Genomic DNA, 15,222 nt, shown 5'->3' with positions numbered 1-15,222 from the left:
CTGGTCATGCTTGGTGGATAGGATTACATTATAAATAAGTAATGATAATGCGTACTATTTATTGTCATACTTGATATGTAAGTCTTTGATATAGTCAACCTCGTTTTTACTACCAAGGACGACAGGGACTCGCTGGTGGATGTCGGTTGGGGATATATCTAAAATACGATTGGTGGCGTCAGTCGCACTGCCGCCTGCGCGTTCGATGAGTAAACTCATAGGATTGGCTTCGTACATTAAACGTAACTTGCCAGCTTTGTTTGGATACTTTGTATCAAAAGGATACGTGAATAACCCACCGCGGCATAGTATACGATGCACATCGCCAACCATAGCGGCTACCCAGCGCATATTAAAATCACGACCACGTACGCCTGTATCACCAGCGGTTAGCTCATCAATATACTGCTGCATAGGAGCACGCCAATAACGATAGTTTGAGCTGTTAATAGCATATTCATTAGTATCTGCGTCGATCTGTACATTGTCTTTTACTAGTATGTAGTCGTTACTATCTGGATCTAAGCTAAACATCACTACATTATCCGCTACCGTCAGTGCCAGCATGGTCGATGTGCCATATAGTAGGTAACCTGCTGCCAGCTGTGCGTTGCCCGCTTGTAAAAAGTCGCTATTTTCACTCGTTTGGCCCTGGCGCTGGTAGGGGAGTATAGAGAAAATAGTGCCTACCGCCATATTGATATCGATGTTTGATGAGCCATCAAGTGGGTCAAATAATACGAGTAAGTTACCATCTGCATTGGCAGGGGTTGCATCATCTAGCTCTTCTGACGCCACACCTGCACAGTGTTTGTTTTGTGCTAAAGCATCTAATAATAAATCATTGGCCAATACATCCAGTTTTTTTTGTTCTTCACCTTGGACATTTTGATTGCCTGCTTCGCCCAAAATGTCTGCTAACGCTCCTTTTCTGAGCAGTTGTGAAATGGTTTTACCAACTTCTGTGACAGTAGTGATAACATCGCTTACGGCAGAGTCAGTTTTTTGTGCTTTTAAATATTGGGCTAAAGTCGTCATAGTAGTTCCTAATAAATGGAAGAAGTCGTCTAAGATAAAAAATCATAAGGTTTAGAAATACGCTAGATTAAGCTTATGACTTAGAATATGTTCAGCTAAAACTTTGGTTGAATAAGTAAATATGCAAATAGCAGGCACGTTATCTTTGTCCTGCATGCAAAATCAGCTACACTATGTCTATTATTATTGATAATTTAGTCAGACTTGCTGCTTATTATCGTAGATAGTGGGTTATTTATGAAAGCGAGTAAGATGACATAGGCTACTGCGATAAAGTGTAGCAAATAAGTGCCAAAATGTCCTCGTGTCTGTACACATGGTCATAGTCGTGAACGAAAAAATCGTTATGATTGACTTGATATAAACCCATAATAAAGACTTGCCATTATGCCAACTTCCAAAAAAAACACACCTACAAATACTGTATCACCATCCAAATACGCCACATTTGACCATGATACTGTCCATCAGAGACTCAACACTTCCCTTAGTCGTCCACAGTTAAACCAAGATGGAAGTTTGCGTCACTTTTTGGGCGTAGAAGGGCTAAATAAATCACAACTACAAGCCATCATTGCTAAAGCTGAAACTTTCTTTGATGAAAATGGTCAACTAATCAATCGGCCTGAGCTTGAAGGCTGCACAGTCATGAATCTGTTTTTTGAGCCTTCGACCCGTACCCGCACTACTTTTGAGGTGGCAGAAAAGCGTCTTGGAGCCAATGTGCTAAACATTGATATTGCGCGCTCTAGTACAAAAAAAGGCGAAAGTCTACGCGATACTCTATGGAATTTGCAGGCAATGACAGCTGATATTTTTGTAGTCAGGCATTCTGCATCAGGGGCTGCGCATTTTATGGCGACTGAGGTGACACCAGATATCGCTATTATCAATGGCGGTGATGGCTGGCATGCGCACCCGACCCAAGGGATGCTAGATATGCTGACCATTCATCGCGCCGCGCCGCGCCCGTTTGAGGCGCTATCAGTTGCTATCATCGGTGATATTAAGCATTCAAGAGTCGCGCGCTCCGATATCAATGCGCTGCAAACTTTAGGTGTCAAAGATATTCGCGTCTGCGCGCCACGTACGCTATTACCTAAGGGAATTGAGCGTTACGGTGTGCGTGTGTATGAAAATATGAATGAGTGCGTCACAGACTGTGATGTCATCATGGGATTAAGAATACAAAATGAGCGCATTGGCTCGCCGCTACTGGCCTCATCAAGTGAATATTACAAACATTATGGTATTACGCCTGAACGGGTAGCGCTAGCAAAACCTGACGCTCTAATTATGCACCCAGGTCCGATGAATCGAGGTATTGAGATTGCCTCAAGTGTAGCCGATGGTCCACAGTCTGTTATTTTAGAGCAAGTAAGTAATGGTGTAGCGATTCGTATGGCTGTGTTATCACTTGCCATGGAAGGCCAACGCGCTCATCAAACAGCAAGAAACTCATAAAAGACACCTAACCAATGACGTTAACAGCTGATATTTTGTAATGTAAACTTTAGACGTTTGATGAATCGATTCTATTTATTTAATTATTGATATGGTAACAAGCTCATGACTGACCCCATTACTACTGATGCACAGATGATAAATTTACTTCCTAACGTCTTTAAGAAATCGTTACCGAATGAGACGATGAATAAACTTACAAACCTTGAGACTGGTCGTGAGACTTGGTTATTACCTCCATTAGTAGACTTGTGCGCACGCCTACGCGAACCCGGACAGCAGCAACATGGGACATTATCCTCTGAAGGTCGAGCTGCCCGTGGCAATGGTTTTTTGCATGTAGTGATTCCACCTGATACCAACCCTATCTTAGAAAATGGCTCACTACTCAAAGGTTTGCGTGAACGTGCACTTGAAGATGGTGGTATTTATTTGCATGTACTTGGCGCATTGACAGCAGGTCTAGAAGGGACGCGTCCCTCTAATATCGCAGGTCTTAAAAAAGGAGGCTGTATTGCTGTTTCCAACGCGCGCAGGCCTTTTGATAATGATTTGGTATTGTTACGGACGTTAGAATATGCCGCAACCTTTGGTATGAAAGTGTTTTTTTATCCTGATGAGCCAAGTTTATCCGGCAATGGGGTTGCACACGAAGGCTACATTGCTTCTTATCACGGTCTGCAAGGTATTCCTTGGATCGCTGAGACCGTCGCCCTGTCTACCCAGTTATTGATGGTAGAGGAGACGGGTATTGCAGCTCATTTTAGTCAATTGTCCTGTAAGTCTTCAGTAGAGCTGATGCGCTGGGCAAAAGACAAAGGACTGCCAGTAACGTGTGATGTGGCGATGCATCAGCTATATTTGACAGATGACAATCTAGAAGGCTTTAATGCCCAAGCTTATGTATTACCGCCATTACGTAGTAACACTGATCAACAAGCACTGCTACGTGGCCTCAAAGATGGGACTATCGATGCCATTTGCAGTCATCATGAACCCCTAAATTCTACAGCCAAAAAAGCACCTTTCGCTGAGAGTACACCTGGTATCTCAAATTTCGACACCTTTATGGCTTTAGCCTGTCAATTAGTACGGGATAAGGTATTAACAGTAGAGCAGCTAGTAGATAAGATTTGCATCAACCCTGCGCAAATTGCTGGAATAAGTACCAAATATGAGAGCTTGGGCGGTGCAATCTTAGTCGATCCTAATCTTGAGTGGCAGGTGACAGTAGATACCATGTTATCGAACGGCAAAAACACCCCGTTTTTTAACCAGCATCTGCAAGGCCGAGTCGTGGAGACCTTCTTTGGTTAATTCGTCCCAGCATAATGACAATTCACGACCTTCTATAGCAAGTGAAAGTCATCAGTTATTAGGTGATGACGATAGTTTGTCGAACAAAGCGACCAAAGACAGCGAATCTAGCGAATCGATTAAAGCGGTTGCAGTATACGAGATTGTCAAAGGGGCGGGCGCGCTGATAGGGGCTTTTGCGTTATGGCTTTGGCATACTAATCTTGAGCGCTGGCTGGCCCAAGCATCGGATTCATGGCAACAACGCTTTGGCAGCCTGTTGTCACCACAAATTGACAGTATCGTCCAAATTGCCCAGCAAGCAAGTAAAAACTGGTCACTTTTTTTGTTGTTTATCTTTGCTTATGTCAGTCTGCGTTTTATTGAAGCTTATGGGTTATGGCAAGATAAAACATGGGCGTACTGGTTTAGCGTTATCGGTTATGGAATATTCATTCCTATTGAGATTTACTACTTAATAGTGAGCCCATTTGATTGGTTCAAACTGGGAATCTTACTACTAAATATTATTATTGTCGTTGTGGTCTATCGTAATATGAAACGTAAAGGTTTGATATAACCTTGATAGCAAACCTTATCATAGAGCAGCTGTGCTGTTGAGAGATTGGCACTAGGAAACCAGTATGACGTCATGGCTATATATCTCGCTGACTACTTCGATAGTTATATAGCGTTAATTGTATGGTTTAGATAAGCTGATTAGCTAAATTAATCGCTATTTATGCATAACAGGCTGAATCCTCTTAGCGACTTTACCAATGCTTAACCCTTGTACCAAGATAGAGAAGACGACGACAGCATAGGTAAGCGCCAGTAAAATGTCACGCTCCATCCCTGAGGGTAGCTGTAGTACTAAAGCCACCGAAATGCCGCCGCGTAACCCGCCCCAGGTCAATACTTTCCATGCCCCCTCAGGCAGTTGTAGCTGTCGACTAAAGGTTTTAGTAGTCATGCCGACGACGATAAGGCGAGCAAGTAAGGCAATCATGATACTCAAACCTCCAGCAATAAATAGATTGCCCGAGTAGGCAATAATGACCACCTCAAGACCGATCAGTACAAATAAAATGGCATTCAAAATCTCATCTATCAGCTCCCAAAACAGATCGATATAATGGCGAGTCTTATCGCTCATCGCAAGCTCACGACCACGGTTGCCGACCATTAACCCCATCATCACCATAGCAAGTGGTCCAGATAAATGCCAATGACTGGCCAATGCATAACCGCCTATTACCCCTGCCAGCGTCAACAGTACTTCCTCTTGATAACTATCAATGCTTTTGAGTAAATAGTACAAAATAGCGCCAAGTACCAAGCCAAAAATAATACCGCCGCCAGCCTCAACGGCTAGAGTATGTGCCACATAATTAACCGTGGGAATATCACCACTAGATAGGATACCGAGCAATAGGACAAATATGACAACGCCGATACCGTCGTTGAATAGTGACTCGCCAGCGATGACTGTCTCGATACTCTTTGGTGCTCCCGCTGATGCTAATATTCCCATAACCGCAATAGGATCTGTAGGCGATATCAGAGCACCAAACAATAGGCACCAAATGAAAGGCAGCCCAAAACCGAGGAGTGGTAGCATAAAGTAAAGGGCAGTAGCGATCAGCACGGCTGATACTAGCGTACCAATACATGCAAGAATACCTATAGGAAGTTTATAACGCTTCAAATCACCAATATTGACGTGCAAAGCCCCGGCAAACAGGAGCATAGATAGCATGCCATCAAGTAAGACTTCAGTGAAATCTAGTTGATCTAATAAACTCACCTCATAGTCAATAAGCTGATCGAAGCCCAAAAATCCTAAAAAAATCGCTATCATGGATAAGACAATAGAGATAACCATGACCCCGATTGTAGTTGGCAAGCCAATAAAGCGATGATTGACGTAAGCCAATATCGCCGTTACTGATAAGAAAATAGCGCTAATCTCAAGTATGGTCAGGCTGGTTGCAGATGCCATAAAAGCAGTCTCGATGAGTATAAAAGTTGTTGAAAGGATAACAGGTATTTAGCAGATAGATAGTGCTAGTATTGCTTAATACCTATAGCAAAATTTAGACGTATATATTGAGTTACGGACTACTTATTTACCTTGATTGTGTCTGTAAATCTTTATAAATATGCATATCAAACTTACTGATATATTCAAAATGTTGATGTTGCGCATTGTCGTCATGAATAAACTGCCGTGCTTGTTGGCACATGGCTATCAGGTCCTCTGCCAGCTCCTTATAACTTAGATTCGCTTGACCTGCGTGTTCAATCAAAGTCAGCTCGCGCAATAAAGTCTGACGCTGTGCGCTATTGACTCGAGCATAGTTTAAGTCAGTCACTGCCTGACAAAGCGCCTTTAATACCATTAGGTCAGCAATAGCATATCGACGTATCTCACCTAAGGAGGTTTCGATAAAGTCAGATATCTTTGGTGTTCTGGTGATAAGCGCCAGTATTGCGACACGCGGCTGATTAACCGTAATATTAGACTCATCTTTGTCTTTTGGTGGCGTATAAAAATGATAAGGGCTAGGTGGCTGCCGACGTAACATTAGGCTTAAACAAATGGTCAAAGACTGTACACAGTTGACAGCTGTTTTAGGATCATTAATCCCAGGAGACAATGCCCGCACAGCGATCTCAGTGACTTGCCCCAAACTTGATGCTATATCATTGGTATAAGCGGACTGACGCTCAAAGTGCAGACAAGCGGCAAAGCGTTGCCAAAATATGCCATCGGGTGCCTGTGGAGATACTGCAAGCTGAGAGGTTTTGGTCTTTTTTAGGTTGCTAATATGTGCTGTTGGGCGCCGATAAAAATGCCCTATAACGTTTTTATCAGTGACAAAATCGCCAAGATTGGTATGCAATTGCACCACACCGCCATAATCTTGTGCCAATGTAATAAGTGATTCAAAGTAGATTTGTTGTAAGTAGCCTGAAGTTGGTGCATAGATAGGTGTAGCGGCCCAAGAATGATATTGTTCAACATCATCGCTATTTATGACATTATACTGATGCTCCATCTCGCAGTTGTCGCTATACCAGTAATGAATGTTTTTAATAGCATCATTACATGCTCCTTGAATCACGCGTGACGCTTGAATAGCATGGACCATATGTTGGACAAAGTAGACCAAAAGTAAGGCACAGACAACAGCCATTACGATAGCAAAAGTAACAGATAGCTGTGGCACACCAAAGTTGACGTCATGCTTGTGAATGGCCTTTAAGACCAGCAAGCTATAGCTGAACGTACCGATAAAGGCGCCAAGTACAAACTGGTTTGAGGTGTCTGTAAGAAAGTTACGTAAGAGCCGTGGGCCAAATTGTGATGAGGCCATAGACAGGACGGCAATGGTAATCGAAAAAGTAGTACCAGCCACACCTAAGACAGCTCCTGCGATCGTCGTCATGATAGCTCTTGCAGAAGAGTCATCACCAGTAAACGCAAAACTAATATCTTTAACAGTTGCGCGATCAAACTGTTGATCGATAGCAATAAATAAAGGGGCTAAAAGTATGCCTGTCAGTACACAAGCAGTCGGGATAAACCAGTAAGAACCGATGAGCTGCTGCCATAGATTTCTTAATCGATCAGGTAGATCGGTTAGAGTCTGTAGTGACCATAACTGGATAAATTTTTTGAGTGCGTCAAGACTGGTCGACAGTATGCGTGTGGGCAGGTTGTTTTTGTCATTTTTGGTCACTGCCATAGGCTCCAAAGGGTTGAGAGTATATTTTGACTCATGTCTTCTAGCGAAGGTTATTTTATAATATCGTCTGATAAGGTTAAAGTTAAGGTTATAGCATTTACCTGTTTACTTTTGGATTATCCGCTTCAGTAATGATATTGCCCTGGTGATTGATGCGGTCGTTATTTTTATCTTTATCGTCTGCAATCTGGTCATTTGGAATCAAAATCTCATTGCGATTGTTATCACATATGACGTCACTGTCTTTATCATAGGCTGCTGCTTCAAAATGCGGTGTGTCTTGCTCGCGCCTATGTTTATTGTGCTGTGTATTGCGCTTACTAGATTTCCCAAAAGGCTCTATTTTGTTATCTGCAGAGGTTTTTTTACGTGGCTGACTGTGAGAGAAAATAGCAGACAACGGTAAGTCAAGTTGTTCTTGAGCGAAGGCTTCAGTATTGTTAAAGCGGCGTACCAGCAGGCTTAGCCATGGTTGTTGGCTATTATTTTCCATCTCATCAAGCTCGTCCTTTATAGGTAACGGATAGGGCAGGGTACGATAAAAATCCCATAGCGTCATTTTGCTAAGATCTTTTTTGAGAACGTATTCATCATCTTCAGTCACGGTAATAAGTTTACAGTCTTTTAGATAATTGATGTAGGTATACCATTTAGGCAGCTCTTTACGACCCAATACATTTCGTAGCTCCTGCTCGCTAACAGCATCACCTTTTAAGTGGCTAAGGTAGACTAGATTTAACATATCAAGCAAACTTAACAGCGGGTGTCGCGGATAGACCTCCTCAGTCTCAAAAATAGTTAACGTATAGCTAATCTCAACACCTAGTAAAATCAAGTTCCATGACAGATAAATCCATAATAAAAAGATTGGTAAGGCGGCAAACGCACCGTATATGGCTTCGTAACTGGTAAAGTTGCCCATTACCGTACCAAAGATATGCTTTAGTAATTCAAATACTATTGCAACGAATATACCAGCTATGGCCGCGTTTTTTACGGGTACACGTGCTTTGGGGATGAACCAATACATACCAATAAAGCCTGCGATCGTGACACCAATGGAAACTATTTGTACCCAAAACGACCAGTCGATACCGTAACCGCCTATTTGACGGTTTAAAAAGCTTAAACTTTGTACCGTACTAGAAGCAATAAATGCAGTACCCAATACTAACGGTCCCATGGTGACAATGGTCCAATAGCGCAGCATACTCTTAATACCACCAGAGCGATCCTCTACTCGCCAAATTTGATTAAAGGCACGTTCGATAGTCGTCAAAGTGACAATAGTTGTGACAAATAAAATCATTGCCCCGATGGCCGTCAAGTTAGACGATTTTTCAGCGAAACTGTTGATATACTCACTGACTTGCATACTTGATTTCGGTAGCAAATTGCTATAAATCACTTCATAAATCTGTGCTCTAACTGTAGCAAGCGCTGGAACTGACGATAGGATCATCAGTAGGACGGTCAACATAGGCACAATCGATAGCATGGTGGTGTAAGTAAGTGAAGCTGCTTTTTGTTGGCAGTTGTCTTCAAAAAAATGCCGCGTCAAAAATCGCGAAAACTGAAACCAGCGTTGATGTGTAAACGGGATTTTTTTCAGTAAGTTTTCCATATCGACCATTTAGCAAGGGTAAGAGTGACAGTAGTGTAACAAAAATGTGCCATCAGCATCTGCCAATTAATTGTGTCAAAATACATAATAGCACTCGTTACATGGCTATCACTATAAGGTATAGCAGTCTTTATTTGCATGTCAGTGAATGAGTCGGGCATAATGTGCACATCTATCAATGACGTTAATCTCTTGGTGCAAAGCTTATATGACACCTAAGCTATTATGACACTCAAGCTATGGCATCTCTTAACATTAATGATTTTATAAGGAAGTGTTGCTCATGAGTCAAACCAACCCTTATGTTTTGGTACTATATTATTCTAGTCACGGTACGACTAAGACCTTGGCGTATGCTATCGCTCAAGGTATCGAAGACGCAGGCATGACAGCGCGTATCCGTACAGTACCGATCGTGGCACCTGAGACCACATCGAGCAAACCCGCTATTCCTGACGAAGGTGATCTTTATTGCACGATGGATGACTTAAAAGACTGTAGCGGTCTGGCGCTTGGTAGTCCGACGCATTTTGGTAATATGGCCGCGCCCATGAAATACTTTTGGGACAATACTGTTACGCTATGGCTGGCTGGTAATCTGCAAAACAAACCCGCTTCAGTATTTACAGCGACCGGTTCGATGCATGGTGGCCAAGAAACGACCTTATTGACAATGATGTTACCACTACTGCATCACGGTATGATGATAGTCGGTGTGCCTTATGCTGAGCCTGCACTCAATCGTACTCATCGCGGCGGTACGCCTTATGGCGCTAGTCACGTGAGCGGTGCATTGCATGACCAGCCTGTAAATGATGATGAGCGCGAGCTAGGTGTCGCTCAAGGTCGACGTTTGGCTATTAGTGCTAAAGCATTAGCACAAGCTAATTGGACCCGCTAAGCTGTTTTTATATCGTGCAGCACAATGCTATTAAACTAGGAAACAGACGTATCTAATGGCTACTAACCGTCCAGATAATAACACTCAGGCAAAACCAGCAGCAAAAAAAGCCAGTAAACCTGTCAAACCTATTACGCCCATTCGTCAGCGTTTGATGTTGACGTGGCTTATTTGGCTAGCTTATAGAATGCTTGCACTGCCCATTCTTATTAGTGTGTTTAACGTCAGTAACCCCGATATCGTGGGCGGTATTGCATGGCAGACATTATGGCTTTTGCCAGCCTTTATATTGACGCCATGGATTGTGCGTGGTCGTTCACCTTATGCGTTGTTGATAAGTAGTATGTTCACTTTAGTCTATTTGGGCGCAAGTGGGGTCGTGCTGTTTACTCGCATCTATGGTAGTAGCTGGTCTGAGATAGCGGTATATTTGCTTGATTTTGTGCTATTGCTGGCGATCAACGTTTGGTTATTTATTCTATTAAAGCGTTTGCCTTCAATGAATAACGTCGTCAAACAGCCACGCTCTCGCTAGATTGGTTTTTACCTCTGTTATTGATATAAAAAAGCTTAGATAATAAAAAGCGGCGCTCTTATCCAGAGCGCCGCTTTCTATTATGGTCTTGCTTATTTAAGCCATGTATCTACTTTAGCTAATATCGACTCTACATAACGTAATCATCAGCTAAATGAGTAATAGCTCAGAATCTAGTTGGCTTTCGTTAATTCTAAATCCATTTTTTTGCCATCGTTGACTTGGCTTACTTTGACAGGTAAATAATCTAAGCTCGGTGCCAACCAAAAACTGGTTGAACGACTATTGTCGTCATGAATACGGTCAACACGAACGGTATCAAAAGTCCCCGCTGGTACGGTGATTTTGGTATTACCAGACTTCTTAAATGGCGTCTTTTCTACTTTATTTTTTTTGGCCATATAGTAGTTACCAGAAAAATCACCATTCAATAGGTCTTGACGAATTTGCACTTCAAGGCTCAAATCATCAAAAGCTTGCTGCGCCATATTCATAGTCGTGGTTTTGCCTTTATAAGTACTGGTGACTTCTTTACTACTAGGATTAAAGCTTAGCTTATGCGTACGTCCAAGACCTAGCAACTTATAGGTAGTGCTCGCTTTAGTTGGGCTGACACTATTGCCATTGATGGTAAAGGTACTGTCTTGCGCGGCACTAGCGACGCCAGCTACGCGAGCTTTCACTTTATAATTCCAAGTATTACCAGAATTTTTTAAGGTGCGGTTGGCAGTGCCTTTATATTTATTTTCAACTGTGAAGCTATAATCGGCACTTGATGGTTGTATGGTTTTTGCGTTGGCAAGAGTAGGGGCGGTCATACTTAAAGCTCCGATAATAGCGATACTAGCACCTGTAGTTAAGGCGGTTAGAAATTTCGATTTATTATGTCTAAGGTTTTGATTGTCAGTTATTGCTAACTTTTTATTTATTGATAAAACACTCATGAATACTCCTTAGTAGATAGAAGACAGAGATGTCATCTTTTCTTATAACTATTATTATGTTCTCAACGCTTATAATGGTCATATGTTGTTACATTTTCAAGAGCGTTAACATATAGCAGTGTTCAGCTCTTGTAGCCTATGTTGCCGAAATTCCTTGAGCCGACGTCACAAGTAACGCTTTGTGAGTAAGGTTACTCGCTAGCATGAATTTATAAATTGTTTACACTCATATTCTTGTAAATTTTTCAAATTTACACTTGAAGCCATCTTCTATTGCCCCCACTTTTTGATACAAGCTCAACGCTTATCTATGAGACATTACTGTTAATCGTATTTCTTATGGATACTGGTCTTGAGACTATTCATTCAAATAAACCCTTTAACGTAAACAATCAACTTTTGGAGTCATATCGATGAACATTCGTCCTTTACATGACCGTATCGTCGTCCGCCGTATAGAAGAAGAAACAAAAACTGCTGGTGGTATTTTGTTACCTGGTTCAGCACAAGAAAAACCGTCACAAGGTGAAGTGCTAGCAACTGGTAATGGTCAGGTTCGTGACAACGGCGAAACTCGTGCGTTAGATGTAAAAGCTGGCGACAAAATTTTGTTCGGTCAATATGCTGGTCAAACGGTAAAAGTTGACGGCGAAGAACTACTTATTATGAAAGAGTCTGATGTATTGGGTGTGCTAGAAGGTTAATTCTTTTAGGTAATATTAAGCACTCAGCACATTACTATATCGACTTATTCGATCGTATTTTTATACTTATAATAATGGAGTAAATTAACATGGCAAAAGATGTAAAATTCGGCATTGATGCTCGTAAGCAAATGATGGACGGTGTTAACGTTCTAGCAAACGCTGTAAAAGTCACGCTAGGCCCTAAAGGTCGTAACGTGGTTATCGACAAGTCATTTGGCGCACCAACCATCACTAAAGATGGTGTATCAGTTGCCAAAGAGATTGAGCTTGAGAACAAATTTGAAAACATGGGCGCACAGCTCGTTCGTGAAGTTGCTAGCCGCACTAATGACGTCGCTGGTGATGGTACGACTACCGCAACAGTATTGGCTCAATCAATCCTGCAAGAAGGCATGAAATCAGTTGCCGCTGGCATGAACCCAATGGATCTTAAGCGCGGTATCGACAAAGCAGTACGCGAAGCGGTTAAAGAAATCCATAAGCTATCGACCCCAGCCGACGATCATAAAGCGATTGCTCAGGTTGGTTCTATTTCTGCGAACTCAGACACCAAGATCGGTGAATTGATTTCTCAAGCGATGGAAAAAGTCGGTAAGCAAGGCGTTATCACTGTTGAAGAAGGTTCAAGCTTTGAGGATACTTTAGAAGTTGTTGAAGGTATGCAGTTTGACCGTGGTTATATCAGCCCATACTTTGCGAACAAGCAAGACAGCTTAACGGCCGAGTTTGAAAACCCATATATCCTATTGGTTGACAAAAAAATCAGCAACATTCGTGAAATCGTGCCACTACTTGAGCAAGTGATGCAGCAGAGCAAACCGTTGCTAATCATCGCTGAAGACGTAGAAAACGAAGCATTGGCTACGCTAGTTGTCAACAATATGCGTGGTGGTTTGAAGACTTGTGCGGTTAAAGCACCAGGTTTCGGCGATCGTCGTAAAGCAATGCTAGAAGATATCGCGACACTAACTGGCGGTACGGTTATCTCTGAAGAGATTGGCTTGAGCCTTGAGACTGCGACCCTAGAGCAACTGGGTACTGCGAAGAAAGTTACTGTCGGTAAAGAAAACACGGTTATCGTTGATGGTGCTGGTCAAAAAGCTGACATCGAAGCGCGCGTTGAGTCTATCAACCGTCAAATCGAAGAGTCTACCTCTGACTACGATAAAGAAAAGCTACAAGAGCGTGTTGCAAAACTGGCTGGCGGCGTAGCCGTTATCAAAGTTGGCGCGGCTACTGAAACAGAAATGAAAGAGAAAAAAGACCGCGTTGACGATGCGCTACATGCGACTCGTGCAGCGGTTGAAGAAGGCGTTGTCCCTGGTGGTGGTGTTGCCTTAGTTCGTGCAATGAATGCATTGTCTGAGCTACGTGGCGATAACGACGACCAAAACGCAGGTATGAACATCTTACGTCGCGCGATGGAGGCACCATTACGTCAAATCGTTACTAACTCTGGCGAAGAAGCCTCAGTTGTGGTTAACGAAGTGAAAAGTGGTAGCGGTAACTATGGTTACAACGCAGCGACTGGCGAGTATGGCGATATGCTAGAGATGGGTATCCTTGACCCAGCGAAAGTTGCTCGTTCAGCATTAGAAAACGCTGCATCTGTTGCAGGCCTCATGCTCACGACCGAAGTCATGATTACTGATTTACCGCAAGGTGATGACGGTATGGCTGCTATGGGCGGTGCTGGTGGAATGGGCGGTATGGGTGGAATGGGCGGCATGATGTAATTTTACTTCTGCTACAAGGCGATTTCTCTTTGTCAGACGCGCTCAATGTACAATAGGTACTATTTTCGCTCGTCTTTCTCGACAAATCGCTTTTCGCTAGAAGTATGACTTTATCATAACGTACTTATTAAACCTAATTCAAATGAAAACCCCGATAGGCTGAGCTTATCGGGGTTTTTTTATACAAGTTTAGTATGTTTTAGCATGATGATTACGAATCCGCTTCATCTCTTCTAAACGTCCATGTCTTATCATCAGACAGCTCATCGACATAATAATATCCCGCCAAGTCAAAATTCTTTAACTCCTCAGCCTTGGTCAATTTATTGTCAGCAGCATATTTCACCATCAATCCACGGGCTTTTTTGGCGTAAAAGCTAATTACCTTATATTGACCGTTTTTTTCATCTTCAAATCTTGGTGTAATGATTTCAGCATTTAGCGCCTTTTTCTTGACCGATTTAAAATATTCATTAGAAGCGAGGTTAACCAGTACTTTGTCATCGTTATCTGCCAAGTGTGCATTGATAACATCAGTCACTTCCTCGCCCCAAAATTCATATAGGTTGTCACCTCGCGCGTTTTTCAGCTTAGTGCCCATCTCTAAGCGATACGGCTGAATCAAATCAAGTGGTTTCAGCACACCATAAAGACCTGACAAAATACCTAAGTGCTCATTAACATAAACGGCCGTTTCTTTATCCATATTATACATATCAAGACCAGTATAGACATCTCCATCAAACAAATAACTCGCTGGTTTGGCATTCTGATCATCAAACGGCTGATTTTTACTCCAGCTCCATTGTTGATTGCGCTCAGCATTGAGCTGCGCCAAATCGTCAGAGATGCTCATCATCTCTTGCAAATCAATCGGTTCTTTCGATTTTAGTATTTTCATGAGTTCTTGCGCGTGTTCGATAAGCTCAGGCTGACTGTAATAATTGCATAGGTTTACGGGAATATCATCTTTTTCATTCAAAGATTTGGCAGGGGAAAGTACAAAATACATAGTCATTCCTTATAGTTTATGAGGTCGAAAAAAATAAAAATTTCAAATATAGCAATAAAGATTATATAAATGGTATAAATACATAACTTTTTATTTACTTATGGGTCATCATTAGACAATGAAAGTTAGCAAACGATGTCTCTATAATAAAAACACATGATGGAAAGCAGCTGGTCATTTATTATATTGATAATATTGGTTGAACTATTTAAT

The 15,222-nt window shown here is 42.2% G+C and carries 13 protein-coding genes; 7 read left to right on the top strand and 6 right to left on the bottom strand.

Going from position 1 to position 15,222, the window contains the following annotated elements; translation table 11 throughout:
• Positions 1 to 54 precede the first annotated feature (54 nt).
• Entirely contained in the window at positions 55 to 1,038 is a 984-nt protein-coding gene (locus tag ACS8FC_RS09165; protein WP_439296541.1) for a class 1 fructose-bisphosphatase, read from the bottom strand.
• Positions 1,039 to 1,425: 387 nt separating this feature from the next.
• On the opposite strand from ACS8FC_RS09165, the gene ACS8FC_RS09160 reads away from it, so the two are divergent.
• From ACS8FC_RS09160 to ACS8FC_RS09150, 3 genes are all read left to right on the top strand, one after another.
• The gene (locus ACS8FC_RS09160; protein ID WP_439296540.1) at positions 1,426 to 2,502 is read left to right on the top strand and encodes an aspartate carbamoyltransferase catalytic subunit; all 1,077 of its coding nucleotides are present in this window, start codon (positions 1,426 to 1,428) and stop codon (positions 2,500 to 2,502) included.
• Positions 2,503 to 2,637: 135 nt separating this feature from the next.
• Positions 2,638 to 3,819, top strand: a complete 1,182-nt coding sequence (locus ACS8FC_RS09155; RefSeq protein ID WP_439263338.1) for a dihydroorotase — start codon at positions 2,638 to 2,640, stop codon at positions 3,817 to 3,819.
• Positions 3,812 to 4,378: a DUF2127 domain-containing protein gene (locus ACS8FC_RS09150; protein WP_439263300.1), complete on the top strand. Its 567-nt coding sequence runs from the start codon at positions 3,812 to 3,814 to the stop codon at positions 4,376 to 4,378. Before ACS8FC_RS09155 ends, ACS8FC_RS09150 begins: the two co-directional genes overlap by 8 nt.
• A gap of 156 nt (positions 4,379 to 4,534) precedes the next feature.
• Here ACS8FC_RS09150 and ACS8FC_RS09145 read toward each other — a convergent pair whose 3' ends face one another.
• The 3 genes from ACS8FC_RS09145 to ACS8FC_RS09135 form a co-directional block, all read right to left on the bottom strand.
• Entirely contained in the window at positions 4,535 to 5,800 is a 1,266-nt protein-coding gene (locus tag ACS8FC_RS09145) for a cation:proton antiporter (protein WP_439296539.1), read from the bottom strand.
• A 127-nt stretch (positions 5,801 to 5,927) separates the two neighbouring features.
• A complete protein-coding gene (locus ACS8FC_RS09140) occupies positions 5,928 to 7,550 on the bottom strand; it encodes a DUF2254 domain-containing protein (RefSeq protein WP_439263302.1) in 1,623 nt (540 codons plus the stop codon).
• Between the two features lie 97 nt (positions 7,551 to 7,647).
• Positions 7,648 to 9,174: a YihY family inner membrane protein gene (locus tag ACS8FC_RS09135; protein WP_439263304.1), complete on the bottom strand. Its 1,527-nt coding sequence runs from the start codon at positions 9,172 to 9,174 to the stop codon at positions 7,648 to 7,650.
• A 283-nt stretch (positions 9,175 to 9,457) separates the two neighbouring features.
• Here ACS8FC_RS09135 and wrbA point away from each other — a divergent pair, with 283 nt between their 5' ends.
• Together wrbA and ACS8FC_RS09125 are read left to right on the top strand one after the other, a co-directional pair.
• Complete coding sequence (gene wrbA, locus ACS8FC_RS09130) at positions 9,458 to 10,075, top strand: NAD(P)H:quinone oxidoreductase (protein WP_439263306.1); 618 nt, start codon at positions 9,458 to 9,460, stop codon at positions 10,073 to 10,075.
• Positions 10,076 to 10,130: 55 nt separating this feature from the next.
• Positions 10,131 to 10,610, top strand: coding sequence for a hypothetical protein (locus tag ACS8FC_RS09125; RefSeq protein WP_439263308.1), 480 nt, complete (start codon positions 10,131 to 10,133; stop codon positions 10,608 to 10,610).
• A gap of 173 nt (positions 10,611 to 10,783) precedes the next feature.
• Here the strand turns inward: ACS8FC_RS09125 and ACS8FC_RS09120 are convergent, their stop codons facing one another.
• Positions 10,784 to 11,554, bottom strand: a complete 771-nt coding sequence (locus tag ACS8FC_RS09120) for a DUF3108 domain-containing protein (protein ID WP_439296538.1) — start codon at positions 11,552 to 11,554, stop codon at positions 10,784 to 10,786.
• A gap of 413 nt (positions 11,555 to 11,967) precedes the next feature.
• Between ACS8FC_RS09120 and ACS8FC_RS09115 the strand changes: the two genes are divergently transcribed.
• Positions 11,968 to 12,258 (top strand): co-chaperone GroES, encoded by a 291-nt coding sequence (locus ACS8FC_RS09115; protein ID WP_439296537.1) that lies wholly within the window; start codon positions 11,968 to 11,970, stop codon positions 12,256 to 12,258.
• An 89-nt stretch (positions 12,259 to 12,347) separates the two neighbouring features.
• A complete protein-coding gene (gene groL, locus ACS8FC_RS09110) occupies positions 12,348 to 13,997 on the top strand; it encodes a chaperonin GroEL (protein WP_439296536.1) in 1,650 nt (549 codons plus the stop codon).
• 211 nt (positions 13,998 to 14,208) lie between these two features.
• Here groL and yaaA read toward each other — a convergent pair whose 3' ends face one another.
• Positions 14,209 to 15,009 carry a peroxide stress protein YaaA gene (yaaA, locus tag ACS8FC_RS09105; RefSeq protein ID WP_439296535.1) on the bottom strand — a complete coding sequence of 267 codons (801 nt, stop codon included), beginning with the start codon at positions 15,007 to 15,009 and terminating at the stop codon, positions 14,209 to 14,211.
• Between the last annotated feature and the right edge of the window lie 213 nt (positions 15,010 to 15,222).

It is taken from the genome of Psychrobacter sp. 1Y4 (assembly GCF_051847555.1).
This window is presented reverse-complemented; position numbering and strand designations above follow the sequence as displayed.

Bases quoted from the DNA above. Each gene is read 5' to 3' on its own strand.
- wrbA (WP_439263306.1), top strand. From the start codon at position 9,458: ATGAGTCAAACCAACCCTTATGTTTTGGTACTATATTATTCTAGTCAC.
- ACS8FC_RS09165 (WP_439296541.1), bottom strand. From the start codon at position 1,038: ATGACGACTTTAGCCCAATATTTAAAAGCACAAAAAACTGACTCTGCC.
- ACS8FC_RS09160 (WP_439296540.1), top strand. From the start codon at position 1,426: ATGCCAACTTCCAAAAAAAACACACCTACAAATACTGTATCACCATCC.
- ACS8FC_RS09115 (WP_439296537.1), top strand. From the start codon at position 11,968: ATGAACATTCGTCCTTTACATGACCGTATCGTCGTCCGCCGTATAGAA.
- ACS8FC_RS09135 (WP_439263304.1), bottom strand. From the start codon at position 9,174: ATGGAAAACTTACTGAAAAAAATCCCGTTTACACATCAACGCTGGTTT.
- ACS8FC_RS09155 (WP_439263338.1), top strand. From the start codon at position 2,638: ATGATAAATTTACTTCCTAACGTCTTTAAGAAATCGTTACCGAATGAG.
- ACS8FC_RS09140 (WP_439263302.1), bottom strand. From the start codon at position 7,550: ATGGCAGTGACCAAAAATGACAAAAACAACCTGCCCACACGCATACTG.
- groL (WP_439296536.1), top strand. From the start codon at position 12,348: ATGGCAAAAGATGTAAAATTCGGCATTGATGCTCGTAAGCAAATGATG.
- ACS8FC_RS09120 (WP_439296538.1), bottom strand. From the start codon at position 11,554: ATGAGTGTTTTATCAATAAATAAAAAGTTAGCAATAACTGACAATCAA.
- ACS8FC_RS09125 (WP_439263308.1), top strand. From the start codon at position 10,131: ATGGCTACTAACCGTCCAGATAATAACACTCAGGCAAAACCAGCAGCA.
- yaaA (WP_439296535.1), bottom strand. From the start codon at position 15,009: ATGTATTTTGTACTTTCCCCTGCCAAATCTTTGAATGAAAAAGATGAT.
- ACS8FC_RS09145 (WP_439296539.1), bottom strand. From the start codon at position 5,800: ATGGCATCTGCAACCAGCCTGACCATACTTGAGATTAGCGCTATTTTC.